This is a genomic window from Clostridium thermobutyricum, from assembly GCF_000371465.1.
Classification (GTDB): domain Bacteria; phylum Bacillota; class Clostridia; order Clostridiales; family Clostridiaceae; genus Clostridium; species Clostridium thermobutyricum.
Map to the genome: position 1 here is coordinate 165,964 of NZ_KB850958.1, position 23,623 is coordinate 189,586.

A 23,623-nucleotide genomic window follows, 5' to 3' on the forward strand; every position below is an offset into this window, starting at 1 on the left:
TTAATAAAAGGTATTCCTCATAATTAGAATTTATAGTTTTAAAACCTTTATATATATTGGTAAGTAGCAGCATGTATATGCTACTACTTACTGTTAAAATCCAAAATCATCCACTATTGCTATATCAATATTAAATGGTATTCTCTCATAATCACCATTCGCATCTTCTTCATCTTCCATCACTAAGAAATACTGCTTAGTTTTATCATACACTCTACTTTCTAAAACAAACTCTATTCTATAAGTTCTATCCGTAGGGTTCTCTGACCTTGAATCTGCTATTATAGTCTTAATATTTGATATCTTATTTCCTTCTTCATCTTCAAAATAAGTTCTTATTTTCTTTCCGATTACTTTATCTTGTAGTTTTTCATCTTGGAAAAATTCTAAGAATGTTATTGGATTAGTTACCTTTCTATTTATACTTGTTAAAGATACTTTAACCTTTCTTATATCATTAACTGATGATGTACTTCTGTCATTCTTAAATCTTATAACTGGTACTACAATTTCTTGTAACATTGCTCCACCATGAACATAGTTAGCACCTGCTCCTTGAACTTTAAATCTTGAAGTACCATTTGGAGTTATAACATATTTATTAGAACCATCTCCTAATAAATAATCCATACTAAATGTTATTGTGCCTTCAACTAAATTCTCTTTAGATGTTAATAAGAATCTTCTGCTATTTTCACCATAATCAAGTTTAATTCCTGATATTTTATTGCTTTCCTCCATAGAACTTCTTTTATAAAGATATCCATGATCTGCTGTAATAATTATACTTGCTGCACTTACTCTATTAACTAACTTATTTACTAAAGCAATTATTTCTTTAAAGGCTTCTTCTGTAGCGCTAAATACTTCTCTCTCTGTTGAAGCATGATCTCCCCTTGCATCTATAGTATTATGATAAATATAAACTACTTCTAAGCCTACAAATGCTTTCCTTATTTCAGCATCTCTCATATCCATAACTTTATCATAAGTAATTGCTAAAGATTTTTCATTTTCCATTTTTAAAATAGAGTCTCTGTTATCTGTTCCATTACTACTTATTCCATTAACTATAACATCATATTTATCATTAATTTCAATAGTTCTATTAGGTAAAAGAGAGGCCATTCCTAACTTAGTATACGAAGGTAGTACCCCTTGCATATAATCCAATTCAGTTTTACCTTTTCTTTCATTTGTAAGTAAGGTATTTAACTCTTCTGCGCTTTCATATCTTAATCCATCAGATATTATTACAAAAGTTCTCTCTTTTCCTTTATACTTAATATTTTCTCTGTAGAATTTATCTTGTTGTTTTAAACCTTCTATTCTCCAAGAATTTAAACTTCTAATAGAATCATTCCATTTAATTGATAACTCTTGTAAATACCAGTTATTATATGTATTTTCAATAGTATCTCTTAAATCAGTTAATTCTTCTTTCCGTTGACACTTATCATAATGGTAATAGAACTTTCTATATGCTTTATCTATATAGTAGTAATCTTTTGTATAAGACTTAACCATATCAAATGATCCTTCTGTTTGTATCATTGAATTTAATGACTTCTTCTTATTTAATAAGTTTATAGCCCATTTTATAGCCTTGTATTCACTTTTATACTGCTTATAATAATGTAATGTTCTTCTTGATGCTAAAATAGATAAATACTTATCATATTCTTCTACACCATCTTTTAAGATATTGGTTATTCTAGTTAAAATTATTTTATCAACATCTTCAAAAACTTCAAATTTTATAAATTCATCAGTATCCCTTTTTTCTAATAACTGTGTTATTTTTAGTTTTCCTGCAATTAACTCTTGCATCTTATCATAATAACTACTATCTTTAATGTTATCCATAAAATGATTTATGAATACTAAACAGTTTCTAACCTTTGAAGAAATATATGTTATATACGATTTAGGTAATTCAAACTTAATATTTTCATTCATATTAGTTACTAATAGCATAGCCATAAATCTCTCTATACTTTTTTCTTCAAATGAATATCCAAAATACTTTTGCAGTAAATCCCATAAAGCATCTACATTTCCAAATTTCTTTATATCTTCATATATCTTATTGCTTCCATCTAAATAGTCTTTAATAATAGCCTTAATTATTTCCTCAATATCCATTACTTTAACCTTAGTTAAAACAGCAAGAACACCTATATGAACTTTTTCTTTTGTATAATCCTGTATACTTAAATTTTTAAATCCTGATATTCTTTCTTTATTTTTAAAGAATACATTATAGGTTTCAAACTCTGGCTTTAGTAATAAATCCATTACTTTTAATTCTCTCATTATAACTGTTGCTCTATCAGTAGAGAATTCTTGGCTATAAGAAAATATATCATAAAGCCAATCTTCTTGTGGATCTGGCTTTTTCATATTTGAATATATTAATATATTACTTATTTCATCTTCTTTTTCTATATAATGTTTTATCCAGAAGGCATTGTTTTCAGTTAATTTAATAACATTTATACCGTCTAAATCAAAACCATCTATTTCATCTGTAAAATCTTCATTTTCATCATACCAAAATACAATATGACGCTTCTTACCATTATCAAATGGCTTTGAAAATAATTCTTTAAGAAAATTTCTTATTTCTTGTAAGTTCACTTGAACACCTCTATCTATTTTGAAATAATTTTTCCTGACTTATAATAAAAGTATAATTGATTTTGTTCTATTTGTGATAATTTCTCTTTCCACTCTTTATATGCTAATAATGACGTCCCCGCCATAGAAGCACCTGTTAGCATTGCTGTCGTAGAGAGATTAATAAAATTTGAAATTGGTGATATTATTGCACCAAACATTGGTGTAGCAAAACTAATTGGGTTTTTTAAATTTTTTTCAACCATTTTGTATAATAATTTATTTGCTTTTACTTCTTCGTCTATAGCCATTATTTTGGGATTAACCTCTTTCAAAAACAAATTATATGCTTCATGTTCAAACTCATTTGTCCAAGGTTCACTTTTTATCTTTTCTGAATAGTCCACAATAGCACCTCTAAAGTTATTTACATACTTATCCAATTCTTTTCTAATATCTATTATTTCATCAACTGTTGAATTTTCAAATACTGGTAACCTTAATATCAAATCTGATGCCACATTTGCATTTTTTATATTACTATTGCTATAACTAGGTACTTGAATTTTTCCTTCTTTAATGGCACTCCTTAGTAAATCAACTGTAGATTTATTATATATAGGGTATTTATTTCCACTAACTACAGTGCTACTTACCTTATTAAAAAATTCCTCAATTAGTCTATCATTAAAAAACTCATTATTTTCCTCAATATTTAATGTATCTACAACTAATCTATTAGTATTCATTGCTGAAATAAATTGTAATATGCTTTCCTCTCCAAACATCTCTATTATTTTGTTTTTATATTCTTCAATACTACTATTAAATTGTATTTCTATTTGCTTTATTAATAATAATTCTTGCATATTCTTATGTTTCTTTCTTTTTATTGCAGTATATTGTTGAAAAATGTTTTCATACTGTTCCCTTTTATACTCATCCTTTTCTATACCCTTTATCATATCAATCAAATACCTGTATGTCTGTCTTTCATTCATTCCTAAAATACATGATACTCCAAGAAATAACAATGATTTTGGACTTACCAGTGTAATGTTATCCCCGTATAATAAAGCAACTTTTATATACTCCAATTCTTCACCTATTGAAACATTGCTATCTGGACTTAATCCTATCAATATATCTAAATTTTTCTTTATCATTATATCCACAACCACCTTATGTAATATAGGTGAGGGATAAATCTCACCTATATTTAACAATTATATTTTTGCTAATAAATTCATTTTAGTTTCTTTCCCTTTTGAATTTATTACTTTAACATCTTGGAACTTAGCATAATTTACTTTTACACCATCATCTAAATCAATAGATATCTTTTCATTCGCTAAGTATGCCACTACTTGGTCATACTCTCTACACTCTTCTGTTTGCTTTGATATCCTATCTATCTTCTTTTTAGCAGCAGTTCTATCCTTAGCAGTATACTCCTCTGAATCTACTACTAATTGGAGTCTATTAATCTCTGCTTCATATTTTCTTTGTAATGTATGAAGATAATCAGTTCTGACCTTGGCAACTGTTTGTTCATTATATCTATGCATATAAACTAAACACTTAAATCCATCATTCTTACCTGATTCAAATAACCAATATATAGGTCTCTTTTGATAAACCTTTAAATGATCTTTATAGAAATCTTTGATAAAGTATCTTCTAATTGCCTGTCTTGAAGTTTCTGATGATTTTCTACCAATAGAATCAGCAATGAAATCTAAATTTTCTTCTAATGTTTCTTCTCCATAAACTTTTCTTACAAACTCAATAAATCTTGTAACTATATCATCTTCAAAATACTCATCCTCTGTAATAGGAATAATATTTTCTATATCAGGCATGAACCTAGACTCAATCCATGAATCAGATATTATGTTACCTTCATCATCCTTCTTTATATCTCTAACTAAGCACTTATCACTTGTCACTTGCCATTTGCCACTAAATAATCCACCTGCATAAATAAGACCTTCACTATCAATAGAATATCTACCAAACATACACCCAACAACATAAGAAATAAATGATTTAATATCCCTTTCCCTATCAGCCTTTCTAAGTGTAATATTCTTATCATCAACCTCTGGAGTTAATTCATCTTGAAGACCATATATATCTATAAAGATTCTATTTAATTCTTCTTCATTATTCTTTAATTGTTGAAAATTGTTATCACTTTCATTTTCCCAAATATTAAATATATCACTTAAACTATTTTTCTCATTCTTATCTAATAATTTTAACCATGGGTGAGTTTTAAAATTCCACGAATTTTCAAAATAATCCCAATTATTTTTAGATAATTCTATACATTTTTTTACTAACTCAGTTACTTCTTCATAATAATCACCATTTATAATTGTTGGAATATTTGCAATATCTCCAACATTAGAATTAACAGTTGGATTTATCATTTTGCTGAAATACTCGCAAATATTTGTATTTAAAAGTCCTAATAAATAATATATTTTATTGTCCTCTGGAAAACATGATATACCTGCAACATTAAACATAAAGTTATCATCGTAATACCTAGCACTAAACTGACCTATTGTAACTAAAGACCAACTTATTGCTTTTTTAAAATTAAAATCTAAATTTTGTGGTCTTGATCTCAACTTCCCTTTATTATCTTTAAAATTCTTTATTTCATTCCCATCATTTTGCCAATTTATAATATATTGATGATTTCCATACCATTTTCTAAATTCTCCACCTTTGTTTATGGGAAACCATTTTTTATCCAATTCTCTATTAACTGAAAGTTTATCCTTTGATACCTCATGCCAGAACCTTAAAAACCTATCATTATCTCCTGTTATCAAACCTTGCTTAGGCATTGAATACTTACCTAGATTATATTCTTGATTAAATAATCTAATAATATTTTTACTAGCCCAATAAGCAAAAATATATGATGGTAATTTATCAAATTCAATTTGTTTCATTAAATAATATTCACTATCTTTTGCTATACAAAATCGACTCTCTTTTTTATCAATCCTTTCCACTTCTCCACTTTTATCAAACAATCTTAAATATTTAGCATTATAAAGATTTAATTTTGTATTCTTAATGCAAAATGCCGTTGTTCCAAAATCTGAACCAAATATTCCTCTACCTAAATGTAACATGTTTATGATTTTGAAATTATCAATTAATGATTTTCTTAAATCCTTATAAGATACTATAAACATCCATACTGGAATGTTTATCATAGCCATATTTCCATTAACTTTTGAATATCTAATACAACTTTCCATAAATACAGTACTCATATCACTTTTGCTATTAGGAAACTTACTTTTTAGATATTGTTGTAATTTAGAGTTCATTCCACCATTCCCCATATAAGGTGGATTCGTAATACAAACCTCATACTTTCCACTCATTATCTCTGCCTGTTTTACAATTACAGGAAGTTTCTCTAAAATCATTTTTCTATAATCACCAAACATTAAGTTATCATCATCTTCCATTTCCTTTAATCTTTCTTTTAAAGCATTAAAGTTCACTTTTTCAAACTCAAGTATAGAACCATACTCTTTTGCATCTATAAATACTTCACATAAATATTCCATGGCACTTCTTAATTCGTTATTCTCTAATCCTTTACCCAAAGTACAGAAATAATCTATCTCTTCTCTTCCTAAAGCATTACTTTCCTGTATTGAACATAGATTAAGTTCTAGATGTTCTCTTTCTATTTCCCTAAATAATCTTCTATTGTAATGTCTAGCCTTCATTATTAATGCAAATGATGCTAGTTGCGCTGCTCTATCATCTATATCTAAACCATATAGGTTATTTTGCAGTATCATTCTAGGAATTTCTCTTTCAGAATATCCTGCTGTTTTATATATTTCATAAAGAACATCAAAGGCATAAACTAAAATATGACCTGACCCCATACATGGATCTAACACTTTTATATCTTCAGGTTTTAGTTTTGCATGTTCTTCTCTTATTTTCTTTAACTCTTCTTCAACTTCTGTCTCTTGCTCTGCTTCTTCTAAGTAATATTTAAATTCTTTTTGTAGTTCTTCATTTGGATGTCCTTCAAGCCATAGTCTTCCTAATGAATTTTCTACCATATACTTAACTATCCATTTTGGAGTAAATAATTGAGTTGCTGCTGGTATATTTTCTTTTGTTATTTTTACATTTTTCTTTAATGCTGCAAATACTTCATCTTTCTTTTCTGAAATATAATATTGGTACATCCATCCTATTATTTCTACTTCTTCAAGCCAATCTGATTCCTCTATATCTTCAACCATTCTTCTTATAACAGAACCTTCTTCTAATAAATTATCTGGCAGTAAAAGTTCTGTATAATCGCTTATTTTTTCAAACATTTGAGGTATTATTTTACCTAATTCATTACATTGCTTAACTAAAATGATTCTATATGCCTTTTCTCTATCTAATGTATTACCTGTATCTAAAAGATCATATATTTCATTAGCATTTAATTTTAATTCATCTATTATTTCTGATACCTTAGTTAATACATCAGGTTCTTTTTTTTCTTTAACTTCTGATGAAAGTATTCTAACTCCTGTTGGAATATAATCATTAATTTCCATATATCTTAATCCCATAAATCTATTGAACCAAGTATATGCAACTTCCTCCATTACTTGTTCAAATCCTTTTTCTCTTACTTGAGTAACTAAAGCATCTCTATCCTTTTTTGAAAGAGTAAATATCTCTTCTTTTCCTTCTAACTTAAATCCACCTTGTACAGCTGTTGCTTCTAGTATATTATCTTCGTATATCCCAATGCTATATGCTTTTTCACTTATCGACTTAATTAAACTTCTTCTTGACCAAATAGCAAAAGATTTTATTCTATTCTTATCCATCTTTACAACCCTTTCACATTAAATAAGAGAAGTACCACCTTCCCCTATTCACTTAAATTAAACTTATAATTGTATCTTGCTCTAACTCTTCTTCTAACTTCTTTCTTAATGCTTCAACTACTTCATTTATATCAGTAGTATTCTTAATAACTTTCTGTCCTTTAACTAATTCTCTCATACTTAAAGTTTTAGTTTTTATTACTACTTCAGGTTCAGGTTTAACTGTCTCTTCAATGTATCCTGTATCATCTCCTTCTGTTGCTCCTGAATGATCTTTAATACTATTTGCTAACTCAATTTCTTTAGCCTTTAGTCTCTTTTGTCTTTCATCTTCTGCCACTATTTCTTTAATCCATTTCAATTTTAATTTCTCCGAAAGATCTGACATTGATGAAATCACTGCAAAATTATTAGCCGTTTTAGTTCTAGTCACTAAATTATTAAATTCTTCACTTATTTTGTTAAAGAACTTATTCTTAAAGTCATAATTTTCTAAAGTCTCTATAACTTCCTTCTTACATGTTTGAATAAATCCAAGAATAGGAATACTTTCTTCTTCTAATAATGACAAAATTTTATTATTATACTTTTCTATCAATAGTGGAATAGTTGGTATTTTAGAGTATGGCTCTTTCATTCTTATGATAGTTTTTATTTCTTCAACTATTTCATTAATTTCATCATTAACTATATACTCTTTGTTATCTTCATAGTTCTTTAATTTATCTATTGCATTATCAAATATTACTCTTTGTTCTCCTTTAGAAGAGGTATCAATAATTCCATTTTCTTTCTTAAAGAAGAATCCCTTTATGTTATCAATCTTATCTACATAATCTAAGAAATCATCTTCTAAGTCGTATACTTTCTTAAAGAATTCTAAGGTATCCTTAACTTCTTTAATATCTTTAAATAGTTCTCTGCCCTTCTTTAATATATCTTCTCCAGGATATCTACTTGTTATATTAAAGTTATTTAACAATGCTTCTATTCTGTGCAATTCTGTTCTGCTGTGTTCTTTAAATAAACCCATCATTCCATCTTCATCACTTGGCATAGAAGAAAATCCAAATAAATCTTTATTTAAGTCCTTTAATGCTTCTATATACTTAGTTGGAACTTTCTCTCTAGTCTTTAAAATAACCCTATCCACATAATCTCTCTTAGTAACATAATTAACAACTTCTCTGTTATTTGGTGCTAATACCTCATTATTCAAAACAACCTTTATATCCTGCTTTTTAAATAAAGTTACTACTACTCCTTGAATGTCTATCTCTTTCCACCCATATGGAGCATTTGAAAATTTGCTTATAACACTTTTAACAGTTACTTGAAGATTTCTTGATGTACTTGTTTCTATATGTGTTTTTATTTCATTTATTGCAAGTCTATTAGGATCAACATCTATCATAGTCATTTTAACTAACTTAGCATCTATAATATCAAATAAATCCTTTGTACTTTCTTTAAATTCCTTTATATAATTTAATTTATTATATTTAGAGTCTATTAGAGCTTTTAACCCTTCATTTACTCTATCTACAGCACCTTTTTCTTTTATATCTAAAAGGATTCCATTTACATATATTTCTGCTGTTCTTATTGCTTCTTCAATTAGGAGTTTCGCTCTTTTTAGCCTGTCTTCTCTTTCTCTACTTTTCTTAGTTTTTATATCTTCTATAGTAGATGTTGACTTTGAGCCACCTTTTAATCTTAAATATGCATCTATTTTTAATACATTTTCAATTTCATCTAAATAGTTAACATCTTTCGAAATATTAACTATTACATTATTTTCTCTAATAGATAGTTGCTTTAATTCACTTTGGGACGTACCGCCTCCACCTATTAAATCAAAGTTAGCAGTTGTTATTCTAACTCCTATTTCATTATTTTGTGGACCTCTTGTTCTATCATCAACTATCTTGTTAAATGTAAACATGTATTTTTTAGAGTAATTATATTTATTATCTTTATATATATCATCAAAGATAATTTCTCCAACCTTTTGTATAATTTCTCCATTATCTACATTCATATTCTTTATTTCTTTATTAACATCCTGTTCATCATTAGTAAGGAATACATACTCTTCTCCATTCTCTTGTACTAATGTTTCCCTTATTAACTTCTTTAATGACTCTTGAACTTTAAATGTCAAATCTCTATGAGATGCATCTATATTATCAACTAATAAAGTTGATAGGTTATTTATATTTGATTTAATTTCCTTTACGTATTTAACTAAGAATAATAACTTTAATACTTCCACATCAAATTCATCTAATCTATCATTTTTTTCTGCATTCATAATAACAGATCTTATTGATGAATCTAGGAAAGTTTCTATAGTTTTATAAAATGCTGAAAAAGGAACTAATATATTAGAATCACTTTCCATATAATCTACTGCAACTTGTTGATAAGCACCTAAAAGAGATCTTTCTCCCTTAGATAAACTTTTCCCTGATGCACCATGTTCTCTTACACCATTAAAGGCTGACTGTAATAAATTAAATTGATATGGTATAAAAGGATATACTTCTGCAAAATCATCACTATTCTTATATAACTTCATTTCTGCTGTATCTGAAGTGAACGTTAATAGGTTCTTTATTATTGATTCTTTTTGCTCATATAATGCCTTTAAATGACTTTCAGCGCCTTCTGTTTTTCTAAGTATACGTTTCTTAATAACTTCATCAACATTGGCTGATGATAAAGATAATCTTGTATTAAATCTACCTTGAATCTTAGAGAAGTCATTCCCTTTTACCTTTGTAAACTCGTCTAATCCTTCTTGTGAAGTTACTATAACCCAACACTTGCCTTGGCATTTAGTACCTAAATCCTCAACAACTGTTTGAAGGTTAAGCATAAGTTGAGTATTATCTCCAATATATTGTCCAATTTCATCCACCAAAAATACAACATGGTGATTTTTACCCTTTGAATTGCAATATTCCTTTACCTTAGTAGCAAAATCATCAATACTTAATGAATAATTATTTTCAGCCTTGTTATACCAATTCCTAGCGGCATCTATGCTCATTTTAGTAGTTTCTGATAATGCTTCTACTATTGCATCTTCTTCAAAGTAGAAATTAGATCTGCATTTCTCCCATTCTCCACCACTGATCTCTTTAAACTTTTCTTTAAAGTTTTCATAAACTCCATCCTTAGCTATTTGTCTTTCTAGGTCTGCAAGCCAAGGCATAGTACCACAAAATCCTTGCATTTCATTGAAAACTTTATTAAATACATTAACTATTGCATCTTTATTTAATTTACTTTTAGAGTCCGATTTTGAATCTATATTAAATAGAATTACATCACTTGAAACATCTCCCGCTGCTTTCATATTTGCTAATATAAAACTATCTAATCCCTTATCATCAAAATAATTAATAGAATTCTTACCTTCTATATTCTTATTCTCTAAAAGATACGATAATATTTTTAAGAAATGTGATTTACCACTACCAAAGAATCCTGATATCCAAACTCCATTCTTATCGGTATTTCCTATAACTCCCGTTTTATATGCTCCAAAGAATCTATCTATATGCTTATTTAACTCTCCAGTTACAACATATTCTTCTAATTCTTGCTTAATATTTTCATCATCAGCCTGACCTACTTTAATTACCCCTTTAATATCTCTATTAATTGGTTTATAAAACATAGATTTTAATTTTACGTCCATAAATTTATTCCCCCACAACTTAATATTTGTCTATTAATTGAAATGCTCTATAATAATTATCATCTTTTAATTGATTAAATAACATAAGTGTTCCCCCATCATATGTACCTGGGAAAAACATTACTAATGGTTGCTCCTCAACAATTCTATGAAGGTTATTTAATATAGTATGTGATCTTATTATAGGCCACGCTTTTCCAATACCAGTTAAAAATACTATATCTGTACCTTCAAGTCTTGATTCAATGTACTCTAAAAATAAATCATCATCTTCAGTAATTCTTAAACAAGTTTTTATTGCCTTTAAAAGTACATGTTCACTGCCCTTAGCCTGCTCCATTTTAAAACAGCGCTCTAAATATCCAAACTCAATTAATATTTCTATTATAATTTCGTATAAGTCAAATTCAACAATATTTAATCCATATGCTGATTTAGCCTTTTCTTTTATAAATTTAACTCTATCTCTAACTAGTAACTCTTCTTCTGGGTTATAGTCAAATACATAAAATCCAATTTCATTACCTAATCCTTTGTTTTTTCTAAAATCAGGTTCTACTATCTTAGCTAATATCTCATCCAACCTTTGATATATATCTTTCACTCCATTAACCACCTATCATTTATTAATCAATTATTCCAAGTATTGCATTTAAATAAATACCATCTCCAAAATTATATAAGTAATCCTTTACTTCACTTTCAATTATAGGAATTTTAATTTCTCTATCACCTTTTTGATTTGAAATAAGACCACTTTCAAATAGTATTCTTATGTATACCTGTTTTAACTTTTTAAAGGTATATTCTGACCATGATCCAACCTTCTCACTTTGTTCTCTTTTATTTTGAAAAAATACTCCAAAATCTTTATCTCTTAAATACAAATCTTTTAATAATATTTTTTCCTTATATACTTCATTTATAAACTCAAAAAATAATCTATCTGTTTTCATTATTGCATATAAAACCAATACTTTTGATGTCTCCACGTTGCTATTTTCGATTTTATCTATACTATATTTATCTAATCCTTTTAATCTAGAAATGATTATTGATGCAACTTCCCTCTTTCTTGTTTCACTTTCTAATTGAAAAATATTATCCTTTATTGATTTATTTTTTATACCCTCTAACTCTAAACCACTATTTATAAGGCTTGCAGACTTTTTAGTTTCTTTATATAAGTACGGTCTTGATTTTATAGTTGATTTATACTCCATATTTTTTTCACCTCCGTGGTCCACTTTATGCTTATAATTATATCATCTAATAAATTAAATTTACATATAATATTAAAATAAAAAATCACACTAAAAAGATGAACCCTATTTATTATAGGATTCATCTTTTATTCTTCTCTATAATTATGATTATAAACTTATTTTTTTAATAATATCTCTTTTTTCTTTATACCCTTTTAAATCATAGTTCTAACTCTATATTATCAGCTAGAAACTTTTTACACTTTTCTTTCATATCAACTTTCCAACATATTATATAATCAAAAATCTAAATAGGTAATCATACTTTAAAATACTAATATTTAATATATATCTTATAAACACATTATACTTAGGATTACTTAATAATATTGCAAATAATAATGTCATTTGAGCCTCATTATCTTTTTTTCATTAAAATATATGGTTTATCTTAACACTATCTCTATTATAAATGTTATTTCTATCTGCTGTATGGTCAAAGTTTTGAGAATTTAAAAGTAAATGAAAGTGATGAAAATTATTACTAAATATCAAATTTATTTTTGCAACTGATATAAATTTTTTGCCAAATAAATTCCAAATCCACTTTTATATCTTCCACTTATTATTTTAGAAATTTCTTTTTTACAATTTATTCTAGATATAGTTCTGTATAATTGAAAAGAAACATATTCTCCATCAATATTTTTTACTTCTATAAATATAGACAAAATATATATAATAATTTACTGACCTTTTATAAACTTTTTCATTTGAATCTGGTTCAGAATTTTCTCGTGATTCTAAAAACTGTAGATAAACTTATATTTGTATAAATTCATCCATAATTCCCTAACAATTTTATTTTTGCTAAAGTGCTACCCTCCTTCAAATTTGGCTAATCTCAAAATTTATTTTTAAGACAACATCTCCTTAATATTACACTTGATGAACCTATACTCTCACACATAGAAAACCCAAAATCCACCTAACTGACTTTGAAATTTTAGCATTTTCACTAGCATTAAATTCATCTATTGACAATCTATTTAATATGTAAATCTAATACTTTCATTTTGAGATATTAGACTTACACCATTTACTTAAAGCCTAATATCTCATCTATATTAATTAAATTATCCTTTAGCTTCTTACCTTTATCTAATTTATTATTTGCTATTTTATCATCAATATTTTCTATTTCATAAAGCTCGCTTTCATAATATTTCTTTTTATAATATTCTTTTTGCTCCTCTAACTCCTTTAACTTGTCTTTTAATCTTTTTATTTCTTTTTCAGATTTTTCATTTTTATTTTTTAAGCTCACTATCTTTTTATTTGCTTTCACATTTTCATCTGCACTATTATAAAACTCTTGTATTGACTCAAATAAGTAAGTTATAGCATATAACATCTTTTTTTTACTACCAAAATTTTCATTCACAAATTCTTCTGGTGTTGGCAAGTCAATTTCATTTTCACTAAACTTTATTTTTTCTATATCTTCTAAATAATTTATATTATTCAGTTCATCAATTTTTCTTTTAATAGATTCTCTATTATACCAATAGTATCTATCTATCCCTGTAAATTTAGCTAATTTTGATATACTTATCCTCTCTCCTGGATTATTCTTTAAAAAATTTTCTAACTCTCTCTGTAAATCTAAGTCACTATATAATTTTTTTCTTCCTACCTTATTCATTTTTTCCTTAACATTCCTTTAAATATTACCTTTTGCCTCTAATATTATACTTTTTTCTATATCTTGTAAAATACATCTAACATCACATAAATATTTCTCATTTACAGTACCATCTTCCTTTAATTTTTTTACTAACTCGCTTCCTATATACTTTTTTAATAGATATATATCATTCTCTATTTTATTTATATACTTTCCTTTCTCCTTATTTTCTCCAGCAAAGATTGAATATTTGCACTCTTCACATTCACTAATACACCATTCTGGAAATCTTTTTATATTATCACCATATCTTGTGCAATAGTAATCTCCTATTTTAAATATCCCTGTTTTCATTAATTCCATTTTTTTTAATCTTTTATTTTCAACCTCTACACCTAAAATATTTTTCTTTTGAATAGAAAACATATCTGTCAACACAAGTATCTTAGACTCCGCATAAGTTTTTGCATGATTAATATAATGTAAATGTGCATTTATATCCCTATGCCCACACATTTCTTTCACTATATATGGGTCTACTTCTTGTAAAATCAGATTCATAATTGCTAAATGTCTAGTATCTCCTAGTTTCATTTTTTTTATTTTATATTCTTCTTTAAGTTCTCTAAATACAACATTTTCATAAAAATTTTCTAACATTTTTCTTAGCTGATATGTCTCAAACCTCTCTGTATATATTTTAAACTTTCCATACTTATTATTTATATCTTTAGAGATTAAATAATTTCCTTTATAATTTTTATTATTTAAATATTCTTCTATTAAAATTCCTATGTTATTTGTTATTTTAAATTCTCTTAACTTCAAAGTTTTTTTAATTTTTTTTATATAAGAAAATTCTTTTTTTGTAGGAATTTTCAAATAAAAATCTCCATTTTTTTTGTAAAAATATTCTTTTTTTATATCTATAAGCTCACTTGTTCTTGTTGGAATTACTGACGTTACTTGCCACCATAAAATTAATGGAAAATACTCCATTCTAGCTTCATAGGATGCTTTTTCTAAAAATTGTTTAAAAACATACTCAAAAAATAATATACTTTTAAAATCTGGAATTTCACGTACTCTCTTAATTGGAACTCTAAGCCTCACTTCTAAAAGTTCCCTATACTTAGAATGATCTTTATTATTTAAATATCTTAAGTATGCCCCTAAAAAAATTTTATATTTCCATTTTTCATTTAAATCTGAATTTTGATAATAACTTTTAAATTTTTCAAAATTCTCAAAAAAATCACTTTCATCTATTGCTTTTTCTATTCTATTGAAATATTCTGCAATTTGCTCAACACCTATTTTATTTTTACACACCTCCAAAATAAACGATTTCATATCATTTGTTTCCCCTTTACGCCATCTCAAATTTCTTCCCCTTGAAATGCCATCATTATTTTGCTTTATTTTCCACAAAGAACCTGTAAATTCACCTTCTATAAAGCCTTTCTCTTTTAATTCTTCAAAAAATATTTTATTTTCTTTTAAAACTTCATCAGAATAAACTCTTTTTTCCTTCATTATCATCAAGATTTTTTTTAACCTCATAGTCGAATTCACATAATATCCTTGTTTCTTTAATCTATTCATTTTTAAGCAGTCCCTCTTTTCTTAATTTTATTAGATTGTTCTTAATATTTTCAAAATCAGTTAAATAATTGAAATATGAAGTTTTGTTTACTCCTAAAAAAGAATATGCTTCTACTAAAATATATAAATATACTCGTATCATGTGATTATATTTTTTTATTAAAATTTCTGATATATTATTTCCATTCATATTTTCTACTATTTTTTTTAAATTTCTACTAATTTCTGAAAGATTAACTAACGTTAACATTGAAGATTCACACATACTACAATTTGCTACACCTATTCCATTACTATTATAAATACAATATTTATTTCTCTCTTTACCTTTTTCATATAAACAAAATATACCCTCTTTTATTATGTGTGTATTTTTAAAGATATCATTAAAACTACTATAAAAATTTTCTTTATTACATATTTTTGTATCAATAATTTTTTTAATTCTATCTATCTTTTTATCTATAAACTTCTCATCTATTTCAATATCTCCAAATAAAATATTAAAATTATCCATATATAGTTCCCTTATCACTTCTACTGTAAATTCATCAAAGTTTCTATACTTAGTTTCTATAGCTCCAGCCATAGCATATATTTCATCTTTTTTAGCTTTTAAACTAGCTTCTTTTTCAAATAATTTCTCAGTAAAATTTTCTAAATTAAATACAGCAACATTCTCTTTAATAATCTTTATATCTTGTGTGATTTTTTTTAAATCAACCTCTCTATTCTTTAAAATAAGCATCATTATTCTATAGTATATAAAACCAAAAGCTTCTCTTTCCATTAAATTTTCAACAAACTCTAATATCTCATCTTCCTTCGTTAAATAATACTCTGCTACTGTATTTGATAATTTTCCATCCTGCTTTTTATGACCTCTCTGTAAAGATAAAATACTATAATTATTTTTGCCTTTATTTATCCCATAACTATACCCATATGTTATTATACTTTTTGTACACTTCAAATTTTGAAAATCATATAACTCCTCATCCCCAAATAACTCCTTTTTATATCCAATATCACCATTAAATTTCGAAAATATCTTTTCTCTTCCTAATGTTCTCCTCTGTAATTCACATATTATATATGCAATAACAAATATTTTTTTTATACTTGATGGAACTAGAAACATAATATTTTCTTTATTTTTACTAGCCTGAAAATTATTTAAAACCATTTCTATCTGTTCTAAAATTATATCTACTTTTTCTTCTGATAAAAACTCATTAATATCCTCCATCCTTTCAATTCCAACTGATTCCGGAAAAATATTCATTGTAATTCTTAATATATCACTTCTTCTTATTGGTAAAAATAAATTTTCTAAACAATATAACCAAATTTGAGCATATCTATAATTTTTTTTAGCAATTTCTATATGACACTTTACATCTGTTAACCTAAGATAGTACTTTTGCCATACTTCTTTTGAATATATTTCATCTTTCTTTTTCTTATTTGTATTAATTAGACGTTCACTTATCTCTTTCTTATAAATAGTTTCTTTAATCTTTCTATAATTGTTTATAAATGCTGCTATGTAGCCTAAATATCCTTTTTTTATCTTTTTATCACTAACTTTTTCTTTTAAAAAGTAAATTAACTCTTCATCTGTATATAACTCAAGTTTTTTTTCCATATTCAAATATAGGGATTCTAACGCATCTATATTTCTATTTACCTCTCCCCGCTTCATATTTTTATTAATTTTTAATTTTAGATACTTATGAATATATTCTTTTAGTTCATGTCTATCATTTTTAAAGAACTCCATCCTCTTTTCTAATAATATTGATATATCATCTATTCTTCGGACTGCATCATAATTTCTTTTATTAATAATAAATAAAAGAAATTTTTCCATTTCTTTTTCGCTAAAAAATATTAAATCTTCTATAACAATATAATTTGAATCTGATTGATTTTTTAACAAAGTCTCCATCGATTTTTTAGCTAATTTTAAAATATATCCCATTTTATCTAATGAATACATTCTATTCCTATTCATTAACTCTTCTAACTCTGTTCTATTAACTTTCTCCTTAAATATGCCCTCTTTTATATCAACATATTTTTCAATCTCTTTAATCTCATATACTGCATTATTAAATTTCTTTTTAGTAAACTTAATTTTTTTCAAAATATTTCCCAATTCATTTAAATCAAAAGATTTTAATTTATTGAATCCCTCAAAATGATTTTCTGATTTAATATTTTTAAGATTTTCTATAAAGCTTTTCTTTACTACAGTTCGAATTTTATTATCTTCAATTATTTTTGCTTTATATTTTTCTTCTTTTTCTTTATGCCTTGTAAATATACGTTTAATTTTTTGTGCTATTTTTTTATCTAACTCTGATAAGAGTATCCATTCCTCCCTATTCTTTACCTTACTATCACTGGTATATTTCTCTTTTACTATTCTCTTTATATCTTTTTTTAAATAGAAATAGGTATTTTCAATTCTCTTTTTTTCACAATTTCTATATTGATGCTTTTTAAGTCCGTACTCTCTCTTTATCTCACTAGATAATATATATTCTTTTTTTATGCTATCATCTAATTTTCCATAACACATTTCCTCAAAAAAATTTTCTTTATTTATTTCATTAAGAAAACTTCTTCTTATCATTCGTCTCTTGCCTTCTCCACATTCAATTATCAACTGATTTTCTTTTTTTAAATTCTCATTCTTTTTTAATATTCGAATTATTCTCCCTTGTATTTTACTATCTTCTATCATTGACATTTGTATCCATTCACCACTATCAACCAAATTTTTAACTTCTTTTATTTTATTTTCTTTTTCATCAAAAATCTTTTTTACTTCATCCTCAAAATAAAAATTTCTATTTTTTATTTTTTTTCTGTTACAATTTTTAAGTTGATATTCTGTAAGTCCATATATCTTTTTGATCTCAGTCTTTGTAATATATTTTTTATTCTCTAAAATTATAATCTCCGATTCTTTTAGCATAATATTATTAATTTCATTTACAAACTTTTTTCTTATAAACCTTTTTTCTCCTTCTACACACTTAACTTTTACTTGATTTTCATTTTTAATTTTAAAATTTCTCTGAAATATATTATTTATTTTATTTTTTATCTTTTCATTTTCTATTTCAGTAAATTCTATCCACTCGACATTATTTCTTATTTTTTTTGCCTCCTCAATTTTTTTCTGTTTTTCCTCGAATTTTTTCTTTACATCACTTTCCAAATAAAAATTTAAATTTCCACATTTCTCCTTATAACACTCTTTCACATCATCTCTAGTAAGTTCATACTTTTTTTCTACATCTTTAATTGATATATATATACCTTGTTCTGTATTTTTTATCTTTTTATATTTTTGCAATTCCCAAAACTCTGCTTTACTAACCTCATTAACAAATATTTTTTTTACAAATGCTCTTTTTCCGTCAATTCCTTCAATTATTAATTGATTCTCTTCCTTAAGTTTCTTATCCCTTTTTAATGCTCTAGCCACTTTATTCTTCAACTTTTTATTTTCTATTTTACTAAACTGCAACCACTCTTCACTATTCTTTAAGTTTTCAAACTCTTTAATTTTTTTCTCTTTATCATTAAAAATTTTCTCTACATCATTTCTTAAATAAATGTTCTCTCTTCCCCTTTTTTCTTTAAAACACTTTTCTAATTCACGTTTACTAAGTCCATACTTATCTTTTATCTCACTTGCTAATATATACTTTTCATTTTCTATCATTCCATAAATTTGTGATTTTAAAAATTCTGAGCTATTAATCTCAGCAATAAAATCCTTTCTTATAAATCTTTTTTTCCCCTTTAGCATGACTATTACTTGATTTTCTTCTTTAAGTCTATTATTTTTTATAAAAGCACGAACTATTTTCCCTTGTATTTTTTTATCTTTTATTTTTGAAAATTGAATCCAATCTCCACTATTTATTAAATCATCAACTCTCTTTAATTTCTTTTGCTCTTCTTTGAAAAGCTTTTCCACATCACTTTTAAGATAGACATTCCTATTTTTACTCTTTCTCTTATTACATTCTCTTAACTCATATTCTGTAAATTCATATTTTCTTTTAACTTCTTCATACGTAATATATTCACTTTTATTATTTTTCATCTTCTTTACCTTTTATTTTTTTAAACATATTATTCATACTATCTTCTATTTTTTTATTTATACTCCCTATATCTTCTATATAACTTTCTTTAGATGCTATAGAAGAATCTCCTCTCATATGACTTATATAACTTCCACTTTCATTTATACTCATTAGCATATTTGTAAAAATCCCCCTTCCTATATGTGTTCCCCACTTTCTACTTATAAGAAGTAGTCCATATGTCTTTAACCTTGGATCATTACTTTCTTTTAATTTTTCTAAAAATATACTTTTTAATTTTTTAAAATAATAAATATAGCTTTCATAACTCATTGCTTCCCCTTTTTTATTTATAAATATAGCCATAGTATTCTTTTTCTTATATTTTCTCTTGTGTGTTGTGTAAAAAAAACCTAAGATTCCATTTGGCGAAAAAACTCTTTGTTTTCTCTTCTTTTTACAATATCCTTTTCCTTGATTGTTCGCTCTACTTCCTCTTAATTCCCTATTTCTTATATCTAAAATAGCTCCATTTTTGAAATCACTTCCAATTGGTGAAATTGCACTATATGTTAAATTTATAACTTCCCCAACCCTAAGCCCTCCAAAAATTTGAAATATTACTCCTAATGCAATTTCATTTACCTCATTAAATGCTATATCTAAAAATATCTTCACAAGCTCATTATGCATAATGTGAAGTGTTCTATGATTCAAATCTTCATTTTTATAGTCTAAAACTACAGGAATATCATAATACCTGATATTTCCCCTATTAGTTTCCTTTTCAATTAATTCAAAATCTGTAACATCTACTTTTTTTAAAAATCCTCTCTTTATTAAAAATAAATACAAATTAATCAAAATTCTTTTATACAAATTAATAGTCTTCTTTGCAGTTGTTACAGCTTTAAACTTTAAAAACATAATTATATCTTCTACATCTAATAATTGTAGTTCTATTTTTCTATTTGATTCTAATAAAAAATTAAGAAATGTTGCTACTCTTTGTGCATAATCTATTTGTGTCTTTACTGCCATTTCACCATATTCTCTAACTATAAAAGTTGAAAATGGATGTACTATACTTCTTTTGTTTTTATTATTTTCAATGACTATAATTACTCGTTTTACTCGATGCTTTACTCCGTAAATATTTTTCTTAAATTCTACATATTCTACCTTATGTATATATTTAGATTTAGTAAATTCAAGAATTTTCAACCTTTTTATCCCTCCTTTTTAAAATACAATTTCTATTTTGTATTTTATTCAACTCCCATAATTATAGTATTCTATATAAAATATTTATTTCCTACATTTACTTTAGCATTATTCATCTATTATTAGATAATCAAAAGTTAATGAACTATATTTTTCTTCATCATTTTTTAAAGTTCCATATGTAGTTAAAATTACATCATATTTTTTATAATCATCTATAACCTTCTCTCTTGAAACTTTACTTCCATGAGCCAATCCCACCTTTAATGTAGGTGCAAATTTTTCAAATTCATCTTTCCAATTATAAATTACTGAAGTTGGTGTAATTATAAGAGTTTTTGTTTTCTTTTGAGATAATATAAAAGATATAATTTGAATAGTTTTACCAAGTCCCATATCATCTGCAAGTATTCCACCAAATCCTAAGGCAGTTATTTCATTAAGCCATTTAAACCCTTCTACTTGATATGGTCTAAGAGTTGCATTTAATTTTTTAGGTACAAGCTTTCTTTTATATTCTTTATTTAATAGCTTTTGTACAATGTCTTGAAGTACCTTACTTCCTTTTATAAAGGATAAATTTCTATCTTTTAATTTTTCCTGAAGATATATAATTTTATTTTTATCTATCTCTATTTCATTATCATTTATTTTATCTAACCCTAAATCATCTAAAAGATTTAAAAATTTAGCTACTCCTGGGTCTTCTAAATCTAAGTAAGTATTTTTGCTTTTATAAAATTTTTCTCCACTCTTCATTAAATTTATAGCTTCTCCAAGCTCTTTTACTGTAAAATCTCCAAAATTATATTTAAGCTTATAAAAATTATCAAATTCATCTAGATTTGAAATAATATCTTTTGAATTTATTAATTTTATCTTTTCTAAATCATTAGAAAATAAAACTATCCCAATTTCTTTTAGCCTTAATAAGCCTACATTTAAAAACTCATACATATCCTCTTCATTACCAATAAAGAAAAAATCCTTTTCTTTTTTAATGAACTTATATCTTTCAAGCTCCATATCTATTAAAGTTTCTTTTTTAACATCTCTTAAAAAACTCTTATTAGATTTATCTTTAATTAAATCAATAACGTAACCAGAGTAATTTAACTTTACATTACAATAGATATTTCCATCTTCTTTATAAAAATAAAAATTTGGAGCAATCAGTTTTCTTTTAAATTCTTTTGTATTCTCATCTAAGGTAATTTCATTAGTTATATTTTTTAGTTCTGATAATAGATAATTTAAAGTTTCTAATGACTTATTATATTTTATCTCACTATTTTTTAAGAACTTTTTATAAATTGGAATATAAGAATTTATTTGCTTTTCTTTTGGTAAATAAATATTTCTATCAAAAAACATTACTTCTCCATTAATACTTAAAAGTTCAGGAAATTTATTATGATGTTTTAAAATAAATTCATCTCCTCTAAGCCTAATAGTTAAAGCGACAGGAACATTAGTCTTCTTAACTCGAACTTCATAATTTATAAAATTATAATTTAATATAATCTTTTTATTTTTATCTACAAGCTTTAAAAACTCTTTTATTTCATTTTGATGTAAAACTAAATATTTTCCCTTTATTTTTTGTTTATTTTTATTTATAAAATCAATTATATATTTGTCACTATCTAAAAATTCATCTTTTAAAGGATTATAAGTGAATACATCATTAAATCTTATTGATTGTTTATTATCTATTCTTTCTATAAAATCTTTAATATCTGTAATTAAATTAGTTTTTTCAGGCCCTATTCTAAATTCGCATTGAAAAGAAGGTATATTGTCATTTTTAATACATTTTATCCTTAAATCTAAATTTAAATATCTCTTATTTTCTAATTCTTTTTTTTCTTTATATTTTTTTATAATTGTATTTTTATTTACTGTTTTATTTTCTTTTTTACTAACACTCTTGCTTTTTATATTTTTTCTAGCCTTATTATAAAAAGTATAAGTAGTTGCTACTATGTGCTGACAAATATAATTATTTATATGTTTACTACTTTCTTCAAAGATTTCACAAGTACATTTAGCATCAATTATTTTATTTGTTTCCATATCTATCTTTATGTGAGTACTATATGTTTTACTTTTATTATTATTTAATACTCTTCCATAAATATGATAAATATTATTTATACTTTTCCCCTTTAATTCTGTTACAAAAGATTCTTTTGATAATTTTTCTCCTTGTGTTCTTGCAAATGATGAACTAATTTTGAGTATATTATCTTTTATTGATTTCAAATTCAAAGGATTCACCTCCTTTTGTTTTCTAGAAATATTCTATCATAGTTTATAAGAGAATATATACCATTCTTATATGCTTAAGCTTCAATAATAAAACAATATAAAATTGTTTCTAATAATATAAATACCTAGAAGAGACTATAAAAAATCCATCATAAATTAATGATGGATTTTCAATGATTTTATATTTAAATATCTGATACTAAATTTTGTAGATTTTATTGATTGGTATTTTCTAAGCAATAGGACGTAATTTAAATATCCCCTACTAATTTTTATAGTCTTTTTAACACTTATATTATATT

Annotated in this window: 12 protein-coding genes; all 12 read right to left on the reverse strand. The window is 25.3% G+C overall.

What is annotated here, in order from left to right:
* Nucleotides 1–93: 93 nt before the first annotated feature.
* Nucleotides 94–2,640 carry a BREX-1 system phosphatase PglZ type A gene (gene pglZ / locus HMPREF1092_RS14335; protein ID WP_002599390.1) on the reverse strand — a complete coding sequence of 849 codons (2,547 nt, stop codon included), beginning with the start codon at nucleotides 2,638–2,640 and terminating at the stop codon, nucleotides 94–96.
* A gap of 14 nt (nucleotides 2,641–2,654) precedes the next feature.
* Entirely contained in the window at nucleotides 2,655–3,785 is a 1,131-nt protein-coding gene (locus HMPREF1092_RS14340; protein WP_002599391.1) for a hypothetical protein, read from the reverse strand.
* Nucleotides 3,786–3,845: 60 nt separating this feature from the next.
* On the reverse strand, nucleotides 3,846–7,508 hold the full coding sequence (pglX, locus tag HMPREF1092_RS14345; protein WP_002599392.1) for a BREX-1 system adenine-specific DNA-methyltransferase PglX: 3,663 nt from the start codon (nucleotides 7,506–7,508) through the stop codon (nucleotides 3,846–3,848).
* 52 nt (nucleotides 7,509–7,560) lie between these two features.
* Nucleotides 7,561–11,217, reverse strand: a complete 3,657-nt coding sequence (brxC, locus tag HMPREF1092_RS14350; protein ID WP_002599393.1) for a BREX system P-loop protein BrxC — start codon at nucleotides 11,215–11,217, stop codon at nucleotides 7,561–7,563.
* A 19-nt stretch (nucleotides 11,218–11,236) separates the two neighbouring features.
* A complete protein-coding gene (locus HMPREF1092_RS14355; RefSeq protein WP_002599394.1) occupies nucleotides 11,237–11,821 on the reverse strand; it encodes a DUF1788 domain-containing protein in 585 nt (194 codons plus the stop codon).
* A gap of 22 nt (nucleotides 11,822–11,843) precedes the next feature.
* Nucleotides 11,844–12,440, reverse strand: coding sequence for a DUF1819 family protein (locus HMPREF1092_RS14360; protein WP_002599395.1), 597 nt, complete (start codon nucleotides 12,438–12,440; stop codon nucleotides 11,844–11,846).
* 539 nt (nucleotides 12,441–12,979) lie between these two features.
* On the reverse strand, nucleotides 12,980–13,153 hold the full coding sequence (locus HMPREF1092_RS17445; RefSeq protein ID WP_207637640.1) for a hypothetical protein: 174 nt from the start codon (nucleotides 13,151–13,153) through the stop codon (nucleotides 12,980–12,982).
* A 368-nt stretch (nucleotides 13,154–13,521) separates the two neighbouring features.
* Entirely contained in the window at nucleotides 13,522–14,127 is a 606-nt protein-coding gene (locus HMPREF1092_RS14365; protein WP_002599396.1) for a hypothetical protein, read from the reverse strand.
* Nucleotides 14,128–14,145: 18 nt separating this feature from the next.
* Nucleotides 14,146–15,714, reverse strand: a complete 1,569-nt coding sequence (locus HMPREF1092_RS14370; protein WP_002599397.1) for a site-specific integrase — start codon at nucleotides 15,712–15,714, stop codon at nucleotides 14,146–14,148.
* Nucleotides 15,707–19,843 carry a hypothetical protein gene (locus tag HMPREF1092_RS14375; protein ID WP_002599398.1) on the reverse strand — a complete coding sequence of 1,379 codons (4,137 nt, stop codon included), beginning with the start codon at nucleotides 19,841–19,843 and terminating at the stop codon, nucleotides 15,707–15,709. Before HMPREF1092_RS14375 ends, HMPREF1092_RS14370 begins: the two co-directional genes overlap by 8 nt.
* Nucleotides 19,833–21,050: a hypothetical protein gene (locus tag HMPREF1092_RS14380; RefSeq protein ID WP_002599399.1), complete on the reverse strand. Its 1,218-nt coding sequence runs from the start codon at nucleotides 21,048–21,050 to the stop codon at nucleotides 19,833–19,835. The genes HMPREF1092_RS14375 and HMPREF1092_RS14380 overlap by 11 nt, the downstream gene beginning before the upstream one ends.
* A 108-nt stretch (nucleotides 21,051–21,158) precedes the next feature.
* Complete coding sequence (locus HMPREF1092_RS14385; protein WP_002599400.1) at nucleotides 21,159–23,321, reverse strand: SNF2 helicase associated domain-containing protein; 2,163 nt, start codon at nucleotides 23,319–23,321, stop codon at nucleotides 21,159–21,161.
* Between the last annotated feature and the right edge of the window lie 302 nt (nucleotides 23,322–23,623).